At 69.0% G+C, this 18,448-nt stretch carries 20 protein-coding genes and 3 tRNA genes; 17 read left to right on the forward strand and 6 right to left on the reverse strand.

Annotated elements, in window-relative coordinates:
• Positions 1 to 84: 84 nt before the first annotated feature.
• Positions 85 to 297: a hypothetical protein gene (locus tag ACFVXA_RS03530; protein WP_390023679.1), complete on the forward strand. Its 213-nt coding sequence runs from the start codon at positions 85 to 87 to the stop codon at positions 295 to 297.
• A gap of 86 nt (positions 298 to 383) precedes the next feature.
• Here the strand turns inward: ACFVXA_RS03530 and ACFVXA_RS03535 are convergent, their stop codons facing one another.
• Positions 384 to 1,028, reverse strand: coding sequence for a hypothetical protein (locus tag ACFVXA_RS03535; RefSeq protein ID WP_390023681.1), 645 nt, complete (start codon positions 1,026 to 1,028; stop codon positions 384 to 386).
• A gap of 607 nt (positions 1,029 to 1,635) precedes the next feature.
• On the opposite strand from ACFVXA_RS03535, the gene ACFVXA_RS03540 reads away from it, so the two are divergent.
• Positions 1,636 to 2,496 (forward strand): polysaccharide lyase family 7 protein, encoded by an 861-nt coding sequence (locus tag ACFVXA_RS03540; RefSeq protein ID WP_383736266.1) that lies wholly within the window; start codon positions 1,636 to 1,638, stop codon positions 2,494 to 2,496.
• Positions 2,497 to 2,658: 162 nt separating this feature from the next.
• Positions 2,659 to 2,871, forward strand: a complete 213-nt coding sequence (locus tag ACFVXA_RS03545) for a hypothetical protein (RefSeq protein WP_362018838.1) — start codon at positions 2,659 to 2,661, stop codon at positions 2,869 to 2,871.
• A gap of 67 nt (positions 2,872 to 2,938) precedes the next feature.
• Here the strand turns inward: ACFVXA_RS03545 and ACFVXA_RS03550 are convergent, their stop codons facing one another.
• Entirely contained in the window at positions 2,939 to 3,595 is a 657-nt protein-coding gene (locus ACFVXA_RS03550; protein ID WP_362018841.1) for an SDR family oxidoreductase, read from the reverse strand.
• 78 nt (positions 3,596 to 3,673) lie between these two features.
• Here ACFVXA_RS03550 and ACFVXA_RS03555 point away from each other — a divergent pair, with 78 nt between their 5' ends.
• Entirely contained in the window at positions 3,674 to 4,783 is a 1,110-nt protein-coding gene (locus ACFVXA_RS03555) for a hypothetical protein (RefSeq protein WP_390023683.1), read from the forward strand.
• 315 nt (positions 4,784 to 5,098) lie between these two features.
• Here the strand turns inward: ACFVXA_RS03555 and ACFVXA_RS03560 are convergent, their stop codons facing one another.
• Entirely contained in the window at positions 5,099 to 6,349 is a 1,251-nt protein-coding gene (locus ACFVXA_RS03560; protein ID WP_383736259.1) for an amidohydrolase family protein, read from the reverse strand.
• Positions 6,350 to 6,775: 426 nt separating this feature from the next.
• On the opposite strand from ACFVXA_RS03560, the gene ACFVXA_RS03565 reads away from it, so the two are divergent.
• The 8 genes from ACFVXA_RS03565 (at position 6,776) to ACFVXA_RS03600 (ending at position 12,175) form a co-directional block, all read left to right on the forward strand.
• Positions 6,776 to 6,848 (forward strand) — tRNA-Thr (locus ACFVXA_RS03565).
• A gap of 46 nt (positions 6,849 to 6,894) precedes the next feature.
• Positions 6,895 to 6,967, forward strand: a tRNA-Met gene (locus ACFVXA_RS03570).
• Between the two features lie 88 nt (positions 6,968 to 7,055).
• The gene (rpmG, locus tag ACFVXA_RS03575; protein ID WP_004571794.1) at positions 7,056 to 7,220 is read left to right on the forward strand and encodes a 50S ribosomal protein L33; all 165 of its coding nucleotides are present in this window, start codon (positions 7,056 to 7,058) and stop codon (positions 7,218 to 7,220) included.
• A 127-nt stretch (positions 7,221 to 7,347) separates the two neighbouring features.
• Entirely contained in the window at positions 7,348 to 7,800 is a 453-nt protein-coding gene (locus ACFVXA_RS03580) for a MaoC family dehydratase N-terminal domain-containing protein (protein ID WP_389937382.1), read from the forward strand.
• A gap of 1 nt (position 7,801) precedes the next feature.
• Positions 7,802 to 8,260, forward strand: a complete 459-nt coding sequence (locus ACFVXA_RS03585; protein ID WP_390023684.1) for a MaoC family dehydratase — start codon at positions 7,802 to 7,804, stop codon at positions 8,258 to 8,260.
• Between the two features lie 477 nt (positions 8,261 to 8,737).
• Complete coding sequence (locus ACFVXA_RS03590; RefSeq protein ID WP_390023686.1) at positions 8,738 to 9,307, forward strand: TetR/AcrR family transcriptional regulator; 570 nt, start codon at positions 8,738 to 8,740, stop codon at positions 9,305 to 9,307.
• Between the two features lie 170 nt (positions 9,308 to 9,477).
• Entirely contained in the window at positions 9,478 to 10,917 is a 1,440-nt protein-coding gene (locus tag ACFVXA_RS03595; RefSeq protein WP_390023688.1) for a DHA2 family efflux MFS transporter permease subunit, read from the forward strand.
• A 202-nt stretch (positions 10,918 to 11,119) separates the two neighbouring features.
• The gene (locus tag ACFVXA_RS03600) at positions 11,120 to 12,175 is read left to right on the forward strand and encodes a UDP-N-acetylmuramate dehydrogenase (RefSeq protein ID WP_390023690.1); all 1,056 of its coding nucleotides are present in this window, start codon (positions 11,120 to 11,122) and stop codon (positions 12,173 to 12,175) included.
• Between the two features lie 81 nt (positions 12,176 to 12,256).
• Here ACFVXA_RS03600 and ACFVXA_RS03605 read toward each other — a convergent pair whose 3' ends face one another.
• Positions 12,257 to 12,889 (reverse strand): NAD(P)H-binding protein, encoded by a 633-nt coding sequence (locus tag ACFVXA_RS03605; RefSeq protein ID WP_362018864.1) that lies wholly within the window; start codon positions 12,887 to 12,889, stop codon positions 12,257 to 12,259.
• A 153-nt stretch (positions 12,890 to 13,042) separates the two neighbouring features.
• Between ACFVXA_RS03605 and ACFVXA_RS03610 the strand changes: the two genes are divergently transcribed.
• Complete coding sequence (locus ACFVXA_RS03610) at positions 13,043 to 13,660, forward strand: TetR/AcrR family transcriptional regulator (RefSeq protein WP_383736245.1); 618 nt, start codon at positions 13,043 to 13,045, stop codon at positions 13,658 to 13,660.
• A gap of 48 nt (positions 13,661 to 13,708) precedes the next feature.
• Here the strand turns inward: ACFVXA_RS03610 and ACFVXA_RS03615 are convergent, their stop codons facing one another.
• A complete protein-coding gene (locus ACFVXA_RS03615; protein ID WP_362018869.1) occupies positions 13,709 to 14,737 on the reverse strand; it encodes an adenosine deaminase in 1,029 nt (342 codons plus the stop codon).
• Positions 14,738 to 14,922: 185 nt separating this feature from the next.
• Positions 14,923 to 16,149, reverse strand: coding sequence for a pyridoxal phosphate-dependent aminotransferase (locus ACFVXA_RS03620; protein ID WP_390023692.1), 1,227 nt, complete (start codon positions 16,147 to 16,149; stop codon positions 14,923 to 14,925).
• Positions 16,150 to 16,397: 248 nt separating this feature from the next.
• Here ACFVXA_RS03620 and ACFVXA_RS03625 point away from each other — a divergent pair.
• From ACFVXA_RS03625 to rplK, 4 genes are all read left to right on the forward strand, one after another.
• A tRNA-Trp gene (locus ACFVXA_RS03625) sits at positions 16,398 to 16,470 on the forward strand.
• 107 nt (positions 16,471 to 16,577) lie between these two features.
• Positions 16,578 to 16,859, forward strand: a complete 282-nt coding sequence (secE, locus tag ACFVXA_RS03630; RefSeq protein WP_153289137.1) for a preprotein translocase subunit SecE — start codon at positions 16,578 to 16,580, stop codon at positions 16,857 to 16,859.
• A gap of 77 nt (positions 16,860 to 16,936) precedes the next feature.
• Positions 16,937 to 17,812 carry a transcription termination/antitermination protein NusG gene (nusG, locus tag ACFVXA_RS03635; RefSeq protein WP_390023694.1) on the forward strand — a complete coding sequence of 292 codons (876 nt, stop codon included), beginning with the start codon at positions 16,937 to 16,939 and terminating at the stop codon, positions 17,810 to 17,812.
• Between the two features lie 189 nt (positions 17,813 to 18,001).
• The gene (gene rplK, locus ACFVXA_RS03640; RefSeq protein ID WP_095748118.1) at positions 18,002 to 18,436 is read left to right on the forward strand and encodes a 50S ribosomal protein L11; all 435 of its coding nucleotides are present in this window, start codon (positions 18,002 to 18,004) and stop codon (positions 18,434 to 18,436) included.
• Positions 18,437 to 18,448 lie beyond the last annotated feature (12 nt).

Consider the following 18,448-nt stretch of genomic DNA (forward strand, 5'->3'; position numbering starts at 1 on the left):
CGGAGGGTCTTGATGAATCGACCGACCAGAGCATCGACCGACCAGAGCAACGACGGCACCGGATGACGGAGGAAGGACGCGCCGATGACAGAGATCCTGCCGGTGGACGAATACACCGGAATGGCCACCCTGAACCACGCTTTCTACGTCATCGGAATGGGAGAACCCGAGGGCATCGCCCTGCCCTCCATGACCTCCGACACCCGCATGACCGCCACCGACGCGCCGGCCAGCTTTACCACCGGCACCGACCCCGACGACATGTTCCAAGACGCCATGCCGCCGGAGCACCTGTAAGTCGGGCGTTGATGCGAACCTTGGTGAGGATGCGTCAGTTCTTCAGGTCGGCGAAGCCGGCTCGTCGGCTGCTCGCTCGCGGTCTGCTAGGTGGATGGGCGCTCACCAGCACGGGTCAGCAGGTCGACTACTTGCAGAGCTCCGGCCACCTCAGCTCGGTTGAATCGGCTGTCGATCATGTTGGCGATGGTTGTTGCGGCGGTTGAGAAGTCACCCCTCATGCGCGCGGCGCTCAGGCTCATGTTCAGAGCTTCATAGCGGGCGACAGTCTGGAGGCCGTGGCCAATCTTCCAGGGCTCGGCCAGTACGAGTGTGGCCAGCTCGGTGATGTACGCGTCGTCGAACTCGGCACGGCACTGGTCGATGGTTTCGATGAGCTGGGGGACGCCCCAGACGACGAACGTGAGGTCTTGCGTCGCCGTCGAAACGGTGGCTTGGCGTGTGACCGCGAACGACGAATCCCGGACCTCCTCGATGGAGGGCAGGAAGATGCTGAACGCGCCTCGCACACGGTTGAAGCGGTGAGCTTTGAATACGAGCCGATAGTTCGTCAGGTAGACGCGACCCCCGATGGCCTCCTTCCCGCGCATGCCGACCAACCACATCAGATCGTCGAATGCGAACCGGGACAGGCCGGCCTCCCGGACGTCGATGACGGCGTTGGCGTTCTTGCGCAGGATGATTCCTTCGCCAGGCAGCAGATCCTCATGGCTCAACGGCGCTATCGCCACAACTCCCCCTCCAAGTCAGCTGCGTTCTTGCGCAGTCGGAGCAGCATAGATACGCCCCTCATGGGCTGTCGCCCATCAGGAACCCCAACCGCCTGGGGGCGCACTCTCTCTCGCCTGTGGACGACGCGTGGTCGCGTCCGGCAGCGACTCACCCACCCGATGAGGTCCTTCCGCAACAGCGATCACGGCGCCCACGACCTCCCGCCCGAGGGAGCCGGTTTCACCCACACGACCTCCAAGTCGAGTTCACCGATGTGAATGAGCGAATGAGTGGGTGAGTGAATGAGCGGGCGAGCGGGCGAGCGGATGAGATTGACATCCAGCTCTGCCCGGTGTGCTCCAGCGGGGCGCCGCCGCCATGGTGACTGAGTGTCTGCCTTGGTGTCCGACTTGGTATCTGGCTTGGTCTCTGACGAGTTCAAAAGGTTCGAGCGAGTTGATCCGCCACCAGCCTTGACGTGGCCGCGCCACAGTCCTACCGTCGCGACATCAAGCGTTCATGTTGAAACATGAAGTTCATCTACATGAACGAGCATGAACATCTCGGCGCTGAGAAATACGCGCGTCCGCCAACCGAGTCCACCGAGCCGACAGGAAGGCACCCCCCATGCGCATGCGTACGCTGCTCACCTCCCTGGCCACCGCCACCGCCGTCACCGGCGGACTGGCCCTTGTGGCTCCCGCCGCGCCGGCCAGTTCTCTTCCCACCGCCGCGACCGCGGCCGTAGCCGCTGCGCCCAGCGGCCAGGGCAGTACCAACGTCGTTTCCTCACCCATGGCGGATCCGTCCGTCGCGCCGGGTGGGAATTTCGACCTGTCGGTATGGCAGCTTCAGGAGCCGGTGGGCTCTCCCGGCTCGCCGACGACGATCCCGTCCTCCCGGCTTCAGGGGGCCAACGGGTTCCAGGACTCGTACTTCTACACGGACACCCGTGACGGCGCGATGACCTTCTGGGCACCGGAGAAGGGCGTCACCACACCGAACTCGAACTACGCCCGCTCCGAACTGCGGGAGATGAACCGCAACGGCACCGCCGCCAACTGGTCGCTCAGCGGCGCGCATCAATTGAAGGCGACGCTGCGGGTCGTGTCCGTGACATCGAACGTCTGCGTCGGTCAGATCCACCTCGGCACGGGAGGCTCGTCCACCAAGCCGCTGCTGGAGCTGTACTACCGGTCGAGCGGTGACATCGTCCTCGGCACGGAGAACTCGCCCTCCGGAGGGCAGACACTGCACACCGTCGGCCACGTGTCGGTCGGCAAGACCTGGAACTACACGATCGCGGTCTCGGGCGGACACACCATCGACCTGACGGTCAACGGGAGCACCACGCACTACGCCATCCCGTCGTCCTTCGACGCCTACAAGCAGTACTTCAAGGCCGGCTCCTACAACCAGTCGTCCTCCGACAGCACCACCAAGGGTGCTCGGGTCGCCTTCTACGGCCTGACCGTCTCCCACAGTTGAGCGAACCCACCAGTTGAGCGAGCCGCGACCAGCCCACGGCTGAGGAACCCCCCTCCGAACTGCGAACGAGCAGTTCGGAGGGGGGTTCTTGGGGCGGGGGCTTCTCAGGGTGTGGCGGGCGCCGAACGCGGTAGGGGCCCGCACGCCGGGCACACTGGTCTCATGTCATCGCGTCGTAGGAACTGTCCCGAGTGTCGTCGGGAGATCGCCGTCGTCGCGGGGCGGTTCGCGCGGCATGATCCGCCCGGTGCTCGGGGGAGTGGCGAGATGGTGTCGTGTCCCGGTTCGCGCAGGCAGGCGCAGCTCGGGGCGGCTCAGCCCGCGCTGGACGGGTACGCCGTCGCGGAGTTCCCCGGGCAGCTTCCGCTGTTCTGAGCAGCTGATCCGCTGACCCGTTGACCCGCCGAGCGCGCCCCTGGCCGAGGCAGACCGGCGACGGGCCCTAGTTTCCCGCCACCGCCTTGACCGCCACCGAGATCGGTGTCGAGCCGCTGATCAACTCCAGGGTGAGGTGCGCCGTCGCCGGGGTGTCCACGAGTTCCGCGAGGACCGCGGCGACGTCGTCCCGCGGGATCGTGCCACGACCGGTGGAGGCCTCCAGACGTACGAGACCGGTGCCGGCGTCGTTGATCAGGGTTCCGGGACGCAGAATCGTCCAGTCCAGGGCCGTACGACCGCGTACGTACTCGTCGGCCTCGCCCTTGGCGCGCAGATAGGCGTCGAACACGTCGTCGCCCGGGTGCGCCGGGTCCGCGCCCATGGACGACACGACCAGGTACCGGCGCACCCCGGCCTGCTCCGCAGCGTCCGCGAAGAGGACGGCGGCACCCCGGTCCACGGTGCGCTTGCGTTCCACGCCGCTGCCCGGACCCGCCCCCGCCGCGAAGACGGCGGCGTCCGCGCCCCGCAGATGCGCGGCGACCTCCTCCACCGAGGCCGACTCGAGATCGCATACGAGCGGTTCGGCGCCGGCCGCCCGCAGATCGTCGCTCTGTTCGGCGCGGCGGATGATCCCCGCGACCTCGTCACCGCGCGCGGCGAGCAGCCGCTCCAGCCGCAGCGCGATCTGACCATGACCACCAGCGATGACAATGCGCATGTTTCCGACCGTACGCCCGGATGCGCGCGTTCGCCGCACAACCCTGTGGACAACTCATGTGTCACATGGGTGATCACTGTGAACGAGGGAACGAGGGGACGTCGTGCGGGCCCGCACGACGTCGTAGAGGAGAACACCATCACCGTCATACGCAAGACCGTCACCGCGGCCGGCTGCGCCGCCGTCCTCCTCGCCACGGCGGCCGCCTGCGGCACGGTCCAGAACCTCACCGCCGGACAGAAGGTGGACCACGCCGTCAACCGGCTCGGCGAACAGAAGTCGCTCGCCTTCCAGTTGGACCTGGACGCCGACCCCGACGCGATTTCCGCGCTGGCGGGCGGCTCCGGCTCCGGATCCGGCCAAGGCGCCGAAGCGGCCCTCCCGCCCGAATTCGCGAAGGCCGTCAGCGGGCTGCGCGTCGATGTCGCCGTCAAGTCGAAGAAGGCGCTTGCGGATTCGGGTGAGAAGGACCTCATCGGTACGAGCCTCAAGATCACGGGGTCCGACGGCGTCCTGGCCGAGTACCGGGTCGTCGGCGACTTCACGTACTACCGCGCCGACATGAAGGCCTTCGGCAAGACGATGGGCGTTCCCATGCCCACCGCCGACCAGATCCCGGACAGCGCCAAGGAGTTCAGGAAGGTCCTGGAAGGCGAGTGGGTGAAGATCGACACCCGCAAGCTGGCCAAGGACCGGAAGTCCCAGAGAGCCGCGAAGGGGACCGGCGGCGAACTCGACGCCAAGACTCAGCGGAAGGTCCTGGAAGCCGTACGCGGTGTCATCGCCGACGACATCACCTTCCGTGCCGAGAACGGCAGCGACGGCACCGAACACGTCGTCGCCAAGGGCAACTTCCGCGACCTGATCAGGGGAGTATTCGACAAGCTCCGCCCCCTGGAGGCCGACCTTCCGCCGGGTGCGGACCTCCCCTCGGACAAGGTTCTCAAGGACGCTCCGAACAAGCAGGTCGCGGTCGACTTCACGCTCAAGAACGGCGACCTGACCCAGGTCAAGGTCGACCTCGCCGTCCTGGCCGACGACCCGAAGGCCGCCAAGCTGCCGCTGGTCCTGAAGTTCTCAGAGGCGGGCGACGTCAGCGCGCCGTCGGGGGCCACGGAGATTCCCACGGACAAGGTGCCGGGCGGCAGCCCGCTGGGTGGCGGGTTGCTGGGCGGCGGCGAGTTCTGAGGACGGGGGGCGCGCGGGTGTGTGGGGCGCGGGGTGCACCACGTGAGCGCCCCCGCGCGCCGGCCACCCGTAGCCATCGGGCACAGCGGCCACCAACCGGGAGCAGCGGCCACTAATCGCCGTGCACGCGCGCGTGGAAGTCCAGAAACGCCCAGGCCCACGCCCACGCGCGCGTGAACGTACGGAAGGCACCCAGGCGCGCGTGAACGTACGGAAGGCACCCACGCGCGCGTGAACGTACGAAAAGCACCCACGCGATCACCCACGCGCGCGTGGCGCCGTCCCGCGCGCCCCGCCCGTGCTGAGGCAGCCGGCCTACGACAGCTCGCCCCGCCCCTGCCGAGGCAGGTCCAGTCCCGCCGTGGCCGCCGAGTTGCAGTACTCCCGCACCGCGCTCGTACGCGCCACCACGCGCCCCCGGTGCACCACGATCCGGCTGTACGCCAACGACAGCGCCCCCGCGAGCCCGTCCCCGCGTACCGCGAGCAACTCGGCCGGAAAGCCCGCCTCCACGCGCACCTCGGGCAGCCCGAGTGCGGCCCGGGCGGCACAACTCACCGTGTCGTACGCGTCCTCGGGCCGTAGCCCGTATCGCGAGGCGAGCAGATACGCGGCCTCCAGCGGGTCGCCGCGGCCCACCGGGTTCGATACGTCGCGCAGGGCGCCGCTGCCCGCCGCGACCCGCACTCCGGCCGCCCGCAACAGGCGTACGGGCGCGGTCCCGCGCTGTTCCACCGTCCCGCAGCCGCCCTGTGGCAGGCACACCACGGTCACGCCCGCGGCGGCGAGTTGGTCCGCGGTCCGGGATGCCGTCTGGGAGGGCAGCCGGGCGAGCCCGCCGCACGGGCCGAGCGTCACCCCGGGGCGCAGGCCGCCGGCCATCGCCGCCAGCCGGGCGAGACGGGCGGGGTCGGCGCCGTCCGTGTGGAGGTCGACGGGGCAGCCGTGTTCGGAGGCGAGTTCCAGGATCGCCTCCACGTACCCCGTCGGATCGGGGTCGGCGTCCGGGCAGCCGCCCACCACGGAGGCGCCCATTTTCACGGCGTCCCGCAGTATCGCGAGACCGTCGGCCCCGGCGACCCCCGTCAGCAGCCGGGGCATCGCCACAGCCGTCAACTCCGCGAGCCCGCGCAGTGACCGGCGTGCCTGGAGCATCGCCGCCAGCGCGTCGAGCCCCTGTACGTGGCCGACACGCACGTGGGAGCGCACCGCCGTCGCGCCGTGCCCGAGTTGCAGCAGCGCGGCCTCGGTGGCGCGGCGTTGGACCTCCTCGGTGTCGTACGTGAGAGGGCCGCCCTCGTCGGCCGTCAGGGCCGTGTCGCCGTGCGCGTGTGGCTCCGCGGGGGCCGGCAGGAGGAGGTAGCCGTCGAGGTCCACCTTCCCGGCGAGAGCCCCGGGGGCGCCCGTCGCCAGGCTCCCCGCGGTACCGACCGCCTCGATGCGTCCGCCGCCCAGCCGCACGTCCACGGTCCGGCCGTCGGCGAGCCGTGCCCCGCACAGCAGGAGAGTGGCCCTGTCGGTCTGTCCCGACGAGGAGTGGGGCGGCTGCGGCTGACTGTCGGGCATCGCGCTCCTGGGGTTCGGGGGCGGCTGCGGGAGGGGCGACTGCGGAGGGTGGCGAGAAGGGTGGGAGGCAAGATCACGCAGCGTGAGTCGAGCCTAGGACGGCTGTCCGCCGGCGTCGGGGAGGAGCGCAATAGTCGTACCGGTGTGGTCCTTGGCGGCGGTATCGGGCTGCCGGGTGAGGTTCGGAAACTCGGGTCGTGCGGATCGCCCCATCGCTCGCCGGTCCCGGAGGGAAGCCCCGGGCAGGGCTGTGATCACGGCCAGGATCGGAACAGCGTGGCTGTGATCCGGGGTGATGCATGGTGCCCGAGAGGCTCCTGAGCGCCTACGGAAACGCCCGGGGAAACCCCGGGGAACAGGCCGGGGCGGGTGCCGCGAAACGGATTTGGGCGATCGGCGGCCTACCGTGTAATGTCTTCATCGCTCGCCCCAATAGCTCAGTCGGCAGAGCGTCTCCATGGTAAGGAGAAGGTCTACGGTTCGATTCCGTATTGGGGCTCTGGTGTGTGAGGTTCCCGTCGCAAGGCGGGATCCGATCGCATCACAGCGGTGTAGCTCAGTCGGTAGAGCAAGCGGCTCATAATCGCTGTGTCACCGGTTCAAGTCCGGTCACCGCTACTGACAGTAGCCGATTGTGGGGTCGGTCCTTCGATCGGCTACTCTTCTATGCGTTAATCGTCCCATCCGTTCGTCAAGGAGCACTCCTGTGGCTGCCACCGACGTCCGCCCGAAGATCACGCTGGCCTGCGTGGAGTGCAAGGAGCGGAACTACATCACCAAGAAGAACCGGCGTAACGACCCGGACCGACTGGAGATGAAGAAGCACTGCCCGCGTTGCAATGCGCACACCGCGCACCGCGAAACGCGATAAATCAGGCTCGTACACGAGGCCGTCCCCTTCGCGGGGGGCGGCCTCGCGTCGTTATAGAGCGAAGACAGTCCGTCCGGCTAAGACGGTCAGGACCGTCCAGCGACGACAACCAGGAGGTGCCGAGCCCATGGCGCTCGATCAGTCCTTCGTGGGGCGGTCCTACCCGCCCACCGACCCCTACGAGGTCGGCCGGGAGAAGATCCGCGAGTTCGCGGAGGCCGTCGGGGACAGTAACCCTGCGTACACGGACCCGGAGGCCGCCAAGGCGCTCGGGCACCCCGATGTGATCGCCCCGCCGACCTTTGTGTTCGCGATCACCTTCAAGGCCGCGGGGCAGGTCGTCCAGGACCCGCAACTGGGCCTCGACTACAACCGCGTGGTGCACGGCGACCAGAAGTTCGTCTACACCCGCCCGGTGCGCGCGGGCGACCGGCTCACGGTCACTTCGACCATCGAGTCGATCAAGTCCCTGGCGGGCAACGACATCCTGGACATCCGGGGCGAGGTCCACGACGAGGCGGGCGAGCATGTCGTGACGGCCGTCACCAAGCTCGTGGCGCGCGCGGCGGAGGAGAGCTGACATGACGGCGAAGATCTCCCACGCGCAGATCTCTCACGCGAAGATCTCTTACGCGGACGTCGAGGTCGGTACCGAGCTGCCGGCCCAGACCTTTTCCGTGACCCGTGCCACGCTCGTGCAGTACGCGGGCGCCTCCGGGGACTTCAACCCGATCCACTGGAACGAGAAGTTCGCGGTCGAGGTCGGGCTGCCCGACGTCATCGCGCACGGCATGTTCACCATGGCCGAGGCGATCCGCGTCGTCACCGACTGGGTCGGCGACCCGGGCGCGGTCGTCGAGTACGGAGTCCGCTTCACCAAGCCGGTCGTCGTCCCGAACGACGACAAGGGCGCGACCATCGAGGTCAGCGCCAAGGTCGGCGCCAAGCTCGACGACAACACCGTCCGCGTCGACCTCACCGCGACCAGCGCGGGCCAGAAGGTCCTGGGCATGTCACGGGCAGTCGTACGGCTGGGCTGAACCCGCCGCGCGTGAAGTCATGAAACGCGAGGTCATGAAGCGCGCGGTCATCAAGCATGAAGTCGTGAAGCATGAAGTCGTGAAGTAAGGGGTGCCCTCCACTGTGGGGCGCCCCTTACTGGCGTGAGGCCCCCTGCCTGCGACAACGCTCTTCGCCCGTAGGGCGTTCCGGTCGTACCGGCTCCGCTCGTGCGCCGCCCCTCCCACAGCGCCCGCTCGGCCGGCGCCCCCACGGCTCCCGCCGCCCCGCGATCCCGGTCGGCGCCCCCATGGCCCTCGCCGCCCCGCGATCCCAGTCGCCACCCCCCATGGCTCCCGCCGCCCCGCGATCCCAGTCGCCACCCCCCATGGCCCCCGCCGCCCCGCGATCCCAGCAGTTGCCACCCCCGTGATCCCGCCCTCCCCGATCCAGCCCCCCGTGATCCCGCCCACCCCCCACCCTTGACCTAGTTAGTGATTGAGTACTAACTTACTCGCATGGTCAGGATGAGCGCAGAAGAGAGGCGCGAGAGCGTCATCCGTGCGGCGATGAGCGAGTTCGCCCGTGGTGGCTACTACGGGACCTCTACCGAGGCGATCGCCAAGCGGGTGGGCGTCTCGCAGCCGTATCTCTTCCGGCTCTTCCCGGGCAAGAAAGCGATCTTCCTCGCGGCGGCGGAGCACTGCATGGAGCTCGCCCGGCGCACCTTCGAAGAGGCCTCCGAAGGGCTGGAGGGCGAGGAGGCCCTGCATGCCATGGCGAACGCGTACGTCAAGGTCATCGCGGAGCAGCCGGAGCGGCTGCTCATGCAGATGCAGATGTACGTGGCGGTGGCGGCGGCCGAGGAGGCCGGTGACCATGAACTCGGCGAGGCGGTGCGGGCCGGCTGGATGCGGCTCTGGGACACCGTTCACGTACCGCTTGGGGCGGATGTCGACGAGACCGCGACCTTCATGGCGTACGGAATGCTGATCAACAGCCTGGTGGCCATGGGATTCCCGCCCGAGCACCGGGTCTGGGAGGGGCTCTATCCGTCGGCGCGCACCACGGGCCGGCTGGAGAAGTAGGGCAGGGAAGCAAGACGGAAAGCAACGCAGAAGGCAGGCAGAAAGCAAGGCGGGGAGCGGGACGGAGAAGGCGGAGATCGGCGCCTTTTCATGGGCACAAAAGTTAGTCAGCAATAACTAACCATCAATAACGATCACTCCAATCGACAACGATCACTCCAGGGGGAGCGATGTCACAGCAGGCAGCACGTCGCGGGGGAGCGGCCTGGGCCCTCGTCATCACCAGCGTCGCCGGATTCATGGCGGCGCTCGACAATCTCGTCGTCACCACCGCACTGCCCTCCATTCGCAAGGACCTCGGGGGAGCGCTGGGCGATCTGGAATGGACCGTGAGCGCGTACACGCTCACCTTCGCCGTGCTGCTGATGTTCGGCGCGGCCCTGGGAGACCGGTTCGGCCGCCGTCGGCTCTTTCTCGTCGGGCTCACCGTCTTCACCGGTGCGTCGGCCGCCGCGGCCATGGCGCCCGGCATCGGTTCCCTGATCGCCGCCCGAGCGGTCCAGGGTGTCGGCGCGGCGATCATGATGCCGCTGACGCTGACCCTGCTGACGGCTGCCGTCCCGGCCGCCAAGCGTGGGATGGCATACGGGATTTGGGGCGCCGTGAACGGTCTCGCCGTCGCCTCAGGGCCCCTCATCGGCGGCAGTCTCACCGAGCACGTGTCCTGGCAGTGGATCTTCTGGCTGAACGTTCCGCTCGGCCTGGGGGTGCTGCCGCTCGCCCGGCTGCGGCTCGCCGAGTCGTACGGCACCGGCGCACCGCTCGACATCCGCGGCACCCTGCTCGCCAGCGGCGGCCTCTTCGGCATCGTCTACGCCCTGATCCGCGGCAACGTCGACGGCTGGACCAGCGGCCCCGTGCTCACCGGCCTGATCGCGGGAGGCGCGCTCCTCGCCGGCTTCGTCCACCACGGGATCCGCACCAAGAACCCGATGTTGCCGATGCGGCTGTTCCGCAGCCGCGCCTTCTCCGCGATCAACGCGGCGAGCCTGCTGATGTTCGTCGGGATGTTCGGCTCGATCTTCCTGCTCAGCCAGTTCCTCCAGGGCGTCGTCGGCTACTCGCCCACCGAGGCGGGCCTGCGGATGCTCCCCTGGACCGGGATGCCGATGATCGTCGCCCCCGTCGCCGGATACCTTTCGGACCGGATCGGCGGCCGCCCGGTCGTCACCGCCGGCCTCGCCCTGCAGGCCGTCGGACTCGGCTGGTTCGCCCTGGTCGTGGCCCCCGACGTGTCGTACGCCGCCCAGCTCCCCGCCCTGATCATCAGTGGGATCGGCATGGCCCTGTACTTCGCCCCGGCCGCGAGCCTCGTGATGTCCAGCGTCCGCCCCTCCGAGCAGGGCATCGCCTCCGGTGCCAACAACGCCCTTCGCGAAGTCGGGGGCGCCCTCGGCATCGCGATCCTCGCCTCGGTCTTCTCCGCCCAGGGCGGCTACGAGTCAGCTCAGCGCTTCGTGGACGGGCTCTCGCCCGCGCTGTGGGTGGGCGCGGCGCTGGTCGGCGTGGGGGCGGTCGCCGCGGCGCTGCTGCCCCGGCGGCGCCCGGCGACCGACACCCTGGTGGCGGCCTCGGCCGAGACCCGGGTTCTGGAGAACGTCTCGAAGTAGCAGCCCGGTCAGGGAATCGGGTAGCCCGGCCAAGGAAGTCAGAGAAGCGCCCTGCCAGGACGGTCCGGACCGTCCTGGCAGGGCGCATCTCGTGCTCCCGCGCGCTGGTGCTCGGGTCGTCCCATGGCCCGAGCACCCCGTCGGCACCCCGCCGACGCACCAGTGGCCGGCCGCCCCCGCCCCTTCTCGTACTCTTGAGCCCGTGCAGGAACTCCACGACGCCCCGCTCGCCCCGCTGACCACCTTCCGGCTCGGGGGCCCGGCCACCCGGCTGATCACCGCCACGACCGACGACGAGGTGATCGCCGCCGTGCGCGAGGCCGACGACACCGGTACGCCTCTGCTGGTGATCGGCGGCGGATCGAACCTGGTCATCGGTGACAAGGGATTCGCCGGGACCGCCCTGCGTATCGCGACGCGCGGCTTCTCGCTCGACGGTACGCGGCTGGAGCTGGCGGCGGGCGAGGTGTGGACCGACGCGGTCGTCCGCACCGTCGAGGCCGGTCTCGCCGGTATCGAGTGCCTCGCCGGCATCCCCGGCTCCGCGGGCGCGACCCCGATCCAGAACGTGGGCGCGTACGGCCAGGAAGTGTCGTCGACCATCACCGAGGTGATCGCGTACGACCGAAAGACGCGCGAAACGGTCACGCTGACGAACGCCGAGTGCGGGTTCTCGTACCGGCACAGCCGCTTCAAGTCCGACCCGGAGCGCCATGTCGTGCTGCGCGTCCGCTTCGAGCTGGAGGACGCGCGGGGACTGAGCGCGCCGATCAAATACGCCGAGACCGCCCGTGCCCTCGGTGTCGAGCCCGGCGACCGGGTGCCGCTCGCCGAGGCCCGCGAGACCGTCCTGAAGCTGCGCTCCGGCAAGGGGATGGTGCTCGACCCCGAGGACCACGACACCTGGTCCGCGGGTTCGTTCTTCACCAACCCGATCCTCACGGACGACGAGTTCGCCGCGTTCCACGCGCGCGTGCGGGACCGGCTCGGCGTCGATGCCGCGCCGCCCGCCTACCCGGCCGGTGACGGGCACACCAAGACCTCCGCGGCCTGGCTGATCGACAAGTCGGGCTTCACCAAGGGGTACGGCAGCGGGCCCGCCCGGATCTCCACCAAGCACACACTGGCCCTCACCAACCGGGGCCAGGCGACCACCGAGGACCTTCTCGCGCTGGCCCGTGAAGTCGTCGCCGGGGTCCGCGACGCCTTCGGGATCACTCTGGTCAACGAGCCGGTGACCGTCGGCGTCCAGCTGTAGCGGCGCCTTTGTGTCCTCCGGAGCCCCTCTGTCCTCCGGAGCCCTTCTGTCCTCCGGCGACTCTCTGTTCTCCGGCGCTCTTCAGTAGGCCACTCCCACGCCCTGCTTCACCGTCGCGGGGTTGTCGATCATCGCGAGCATCGCGTGGGCCACATCGGCCCGCCCGATGAAGCGGCCCTTGCTCGGGAAGCCGCCGACAGTCGTGCGGTACGAGCCGGTGACCGGCTTGTTCTGCAGCCGGGGCGGCCGGACGACCGTCCAGTCCGTCGCGCTGCGGGCCAGCTCGCCCTCCATCTCCCGCAGGTCGGCGTAGACGTCCTTGAGAATCGCCGAGATCAGCCCGCGCGCGGCACGGTCGGCGAAGCCGGCTCCCTCGGGCTCGGGACCGACCGGCCCCGCGCTCACCACGAGCAGTCGGCGCACCCCCTCCGCCTCCATGCCGCCCAGCACCGTACGGGTCAGCCGGCCGGCGATCCCGGCGTCCTTCCGGCTGCGGGCGCCGAGCCCCGACAGGACCGCGTCCCGGCCCGCGACGGCGGGGCGCAGCACCCCCGGGTCGGTGAGGTCCGCGCGGAACACCTCCAGGCCCGTGCCCTCGACGGTCAGCCGCGCCGGATCCCGTACGACGGCCGTGACCTGGTGCCCCGACTCCAGTGCCTGCCGGACGATCTCCTGGCCGATGCCTCCTGTGGCACCGAAGACGGTGAGCTTCATGACCTGCTCCTCTCGTTCATGACCTGCCCTTCCCGGCATGACCTGCCCCACCAGGTGGGTGAGTATTCACTCACCCCTGTGCGGTTCTAGAGTGAGTAAGTACTCACCCACCCGTCAAGCTCGAAATGCCCAGCCATGGAATCCTTGGTCCCCATGCAGCAGAAACCGGCCCGGATCCGCATCCTCGACGCGGCATACGAGCTCATGCTCACCGTCGGGCTCGCCCGCGCCACCACCAAGGAGATCGCCAAGGCGGCCGGCTGCTCCGAGGCGGCGCTCTACAAGTACTTCGCGAGCAAGGAAGAGCTGTTCATCCGCGTCCTGGAGGAGCGGCTGCCCACGCTGGGGCCCCTGCTGAGCCGACTCATGGCCGAGCCGGGGGAGCAGGACCACACCGTCGAGGAGAACCTCACGGAGATCGCCCGCCAAGCGGCCCTCTTCTATGAGAAGAGCTTTCCGATCGTCGCCTCCCTGTATGCCGAGACGCAGCTCAAGCGCCGGCACGACGACGCCATGCGGCAGATGGGTGCCGGCGCGCACATGCCCATCCGCGGTGTCGCCGCGTATCTGCGTGCGGAACAACGGGCCGGGCGCGTTCATCCCTACGCCGACACCTTCGCGGCCGCGTCCCTGCTCCTGGGCGCCTGCGCCCAGCGCGCCTTCGCGTACGACGCGACGGAGGAGGGCACACCCCCGCCCCTGGACACCTTCGCCCCGGCCCTGGCCCGCACGCTCCTGCGCGGTCTCTCCCTGGCCGCGGGCCCCAACTGAGCCGCCCGCACGCCCCGCACGGGGCCCGTCGCCCGGGCGACGGCTGTTTCAGGCGACCGGGCCGCTGAGCCAGTCGTCGACCCCGGCCAGCAGCTTCGCCCGGATGTCCTCCGGAGCCGCCGAGGCGCGGACGGACTGGCGTGCCAGCTCCGCCAGTTCGGCGTCCGTGAAGCCGTGGTGGCGGCGGGCGATCTCGTACTGGGCGGCCAGCCGGGAGCCGAAGAGCAGCGGGTCGTCGGCGCCGAGGGCCATCGGGACGCCGGCCTCGAAGAGCGTGCGCAGGGGGACGTCCTCGGGCTTCTCGTAGACCCCCAGGGCGACGTTCGAGGCCGGGCAGACCTCGCACGTGATGCCCCGGTCCGCGAGGCGCTTGAGCAGCCGCGGGTCCTCGGCGGCGCGCACCCCGTGGCCGATCCGCGACGCGTGCAGGTCGTCCAGGCAGTCGCGGACCGAGGCCGGGCCGGTCAGCTCGCCACCGTGCGGCGCGGACAGCAGCCCGCCCTCCCGCGCGATCGCGAAGGCCCGGTCGAAGTCCCGCGCCAGGCCGCGCCGTTCGTCGTTGGAGAGCCCGAAACCGACGATCCCCCGGTCCGCGTACCGCACGGCGAGACGGGCCAGGGTACGGGCGTCCAGCGGGTGCTTCATCCGGTTCGCGGCCACCAGGACGCGCATCCCGAGCCCGGTCTCGCGCACGGCCGAGTCGACCGCGTCCAGGATGACCTCCAGCGCCGGGATGAGCCCGCCCAGCCGGGGCGCGTACGACGTCGGGTCGACCTGGATCTCCAGCCACCCCGAGCCGTCCCTCAGGTCCTCCTCGGCGGCCTCCCGCACCAGGCGCTGGATGTCCTCGGGCTCTCTGAGGCACGACCGCGCCGCGTCGTAGAGCCGCTGGAAGCGGAACCAGCCGCGCTCGTCCGTCGCGCGCAGCTTCGGCGGCTCCCCGCTGGTCAGCGCCTCGGGCAGCCGGACGCCGTACTTGTCGGCCAGCTCCAGCAGGGTGGTCGGCCGCATCGAACCGGTGAAGTGCAGATGCAGATGGGCCTTCGGCAGTGCAGAGAGATCACGTACGCGCTCCATTCGAGGATCCTGCCGCACGTTCCCACCGTCCCGGTAGCGCTTTCCCCGTTAGTGGTCTTGCTCGCACGAAGAAGCGGGCCGCCTCCCCGAAGGGAAACGGCCCGCACACGCGCGTGGAGCGCGAAAACCAGAACGACGCCCCCAGGGACGTACGAAAACGACGCCCCCGGAGACGTACGAAAACGTCAGTCCCGCGCCTCGGACAGCAGCTTCTGGATCCGGCTGACGCCCTCGACCAGGTCCTCGTCACCGAGGGCGTACGACAGACGCAGGTAGCCCGGCGTGCCGAAGGCCTCGCCCGGGACGACCGCGACCTCGGCCTCCTCCAGGATGAGCGCGGCCAGCTCGACCGTGTCCTGGGGGCGCTTGCCGCGGATCTCCTTGCCGATCAGGGCCCTGACCGAGGGGTACGCGTAGAAGGCGCCCTCGGGCTCGGGGCAGAGCACGCCGTCGATCTCGTTCAGCATGCGCACGATGGTCTTGCGGCGGCGGTCGAAGGCCTCGCGCATCGCGGCGACGGCCTCCAGGTCGCCGGAGACGGCGGCCAGCGCGGCGACCTGGGCCACGTTCGAGACGTTCGACGTGGCGTGCGACTGGAGGTTGGTCGCGGCCTTGACGACGTCCTTCGGGCCGATGATCCAGCCCACCCGCCAGCCCGTCATGGCGTACGTCTTGGCCACGCCGTTGACGACGATGCACTTGTCGCGCAGCTCGGGCAGCAGGGCCGGGAGCGACACCGAGACCGCGTCGCCGTACACCAGGTGCTCGTAGATCTCGTCGGTCATGACCCACAGGCCGTGCTCGACGGCCCAGCGGCCGATGGCCTCGGTCTCGGCCTCGGTGTAGACCGCGCCGGTCGGGTTGGACGGCGAGACGAAGAGGACGACCTTGGTCCTCTCCGTGCGGGCCGCCTCCAGCTGCTCGACGGAGACCCGGTAGCCGGTCGTCTCGTCCGCGACGACCTCCACGGGCACACCGCCGGCGAGACGGATCGACTCCGGGTACGTCGTCCAGTACGGCGCCGGGACGATGACCTCGTCGCCCGGGTCGAGAATCGCGGCGAAGGCCTCGTAGATGGCCTGCTTGCCACCGTTGGTCACCAGGATCTGCGAGACGTCGGGCTCGTAGCCGGAGTCACGCAGGGTCTTCGTGGCGATCGCGGCCTTCAGCTCGGGCAGCCCGCCGGCCGGCGTGTAGCGGTGGTACTTCGGGTTCGAGCAGGCCTCGATGGCGGCCTGCACGATGTAGTCCGGGGTCGGAAAGTCGGGCTCGCCCGCGCCGAAGCCGATCACCGGACGCCCGGCGGCCTTGAGGGCCTTGGCCTTGGCGTCCACGGCGAGGGTGGCGGACTCGGAGATCGCGCCGACTCGGGCGGAGACCCGGCGCTCGGTGGGAGGGATTGCAGCGCTCATGAGTCCCATCGTTTCAGACCGGAAACGCCCCTGGCACGCGGGTTTCACAGACTGAACATCGGCAGAACATCCGTCCGGATCCGGACGCCTCACCAGTCGATCTTCGACGGACAAGGCCCGTACGGACACTTTCTGTTCGACGACCGGCCGCGGAGCACGTACACTCTCACCTCGTTGGCCCTCACCGGCCGCGCCCACCCGGTGCACACCGAGCACCCGAGCGGATGCGGTACGTTGGGGGAAATCAAAGGGTCGTAGCTCAATTGGTAGAGCACTGGTCTCCAAAACCAGCGGTTGGGGGTTCAAGTCCCTCCGGCCCTGCTACACACTCCTTCGCCAGGATGTGTGCGCATGTACGTACTGCAATGCACCGCCGTGCGGCTCAACCGGGCGCGGCACGGCCACGACCCGGAATCAGGTGAGGACGAGTGACGGACGCCGTGGGCTCCATCGACATGCCTGATGCCGAGGCGCCCGAGTCCAAGAAGAAGGCTCGCAAGGGCGGGAAGCGCGCCAAGAAGGGCCCGCTGAAGCGCCTCGCCACCTTCTACCGCCAGATCGTCGCGGAGCTCCGCAAGGTCGTCTGGCCGACTCGCAACCAGCTGACGACGTACACCACAGTGGTGATTGTCTTCGTCGTCATCATGATCGGCCTGGTGACCGTGATTGACTATGGGCTCAACCACGCCGCCAAGTACGTCTTCGGCTGAGCCGAGAGCGAAGGGCGCCGGCTTCGGCGCCCCTTTCGCGTGTTCCACCCCCATGTATCCAGGAAGAAGCAGCCACCGTGTCTGACCCGAACCTGAACGATGCCAGCGAGTCGGTCGAGTCCGTTGACGACGAGCTCGACATCGTCGAGGGCGCGGACGTCGAGGACGAGTTCGAGGCTGCCGATGCCGCCGCCGGCGAGCCCGCCGAGGAAGCGGCCCTGCACGTCGAGGACGAGTCCGGTGAGGACGTCGAGGACGAGAACGTCTCCGAGGAAGCCCTCGCCGTCGAGGACGAGGACGCCGAAGAGGCCGAGCCCGAAGTAGAGGCCGAGCCCGTCGACCCCGTCACCGCCCTGCGCGAGGAACTCCGCAGCCTCCCCGGCGAGTGGTACGTCATCCACACGTACGCCGGTTACGAGAACCGCGTGAAGACCAACCTCGAGCAGCGCGCCGTCTCGCTGAACGTCGAGGACTTCATCTTCCAGGCCGAGGTGCCGCAGGAAGAGGTCGCGCAGATCAAGAACGGCGAGCGCAAGACCATCAAGCAGAACAAGCTCCCGGGCTACGTCCTGGTCCGCATGGACCTGACGAACGAGTCCTGGGGCGTCGTGCGCAACACCCCCGGTGTCACCGGCTTCGTGGGCAACGCCTATGACCCGTACCCGCTGACCCTGGACGAGATCGTCAAGATGCTCGCCCCGGAGGCCGAGGAGAAGGCCGCCCGCGAGGCCGCCGAGGCCGAGGGCAAGCCCGCTCCGCAGCGCAAGGTCGAGGTCCAGGTGCTGGACTTCGAGGTCGGCGACTCGGTCACCGTCACCGACGGCCCGTTCGCCACGCTGCAGGCGACCATCAACGAGATCAACGCCGACTCGAAGAAGGTCAAGGGCCTCGTCGAGATCTTCGGCCGCGAGACCCCGGTCGAGCTGTCGTTCGACCAGATCCAGAAGAACTAGCTCGGAAGCCACACCTTCCGGCCCGTTCTGGAACACACGCCTCCGACCAGGTCAGACCGGCTCTCGCAGCCCGTCTGACCTGCTCGGTTTTTGGCCGCGCATAGATACCCGTTATCGTTGTGCGGTATGCCTCCATCCGGATGAACCGGACGGAAGCTGAAAACTCTCACTAGGACCCGGAGAGAGCACATGCCTCCCAAGAAGAAGAAGGTCACGGGGCTCATCAAGCTCCAGATCCAGGCCGGCGCGGCCAACCCGGCTCCGCCGGTCGGCCCCGCGCTGGGTCAGCACGGCGTCAACATCATGGAGTTCTGCAAGGCCTACAACGCCGCGACCGAGTCGCAGCGTGGCTGGGTGATCCCGGTGGAGATCACGGTCTACGAAGACCGCTCCTTCACCTTCATCACCAAGACTCCGCCGGCCGCCAAGATGATCCTCAAGGCCGCGGGTGTCGAGAAGGGCTCCGGCGAGCCGCACAAGACCAAGGTCGCCAAGATCACCCAGGCGCAGGTCCGCGAGATCGCCACCACGAAGATGCCCGACCTCAACGCCAACGACCTGGACGCCGCCGCGAAGATCATCGCCGGCACCGCCCGCTCCATGGGCATCACGGTCGAGGGCTGACACCCACCTTCA

It is taken from the genome of Streptomyces sp. NPDC058246, from assembly GCF_042881985.1.
In the GTDB taxonomy this organism is placed as follows: domain Bacteria; phylum Actinomycetota; class Actinomycetes; order Streptomycetales; family Streptomycetaceae; genus Streptomyces.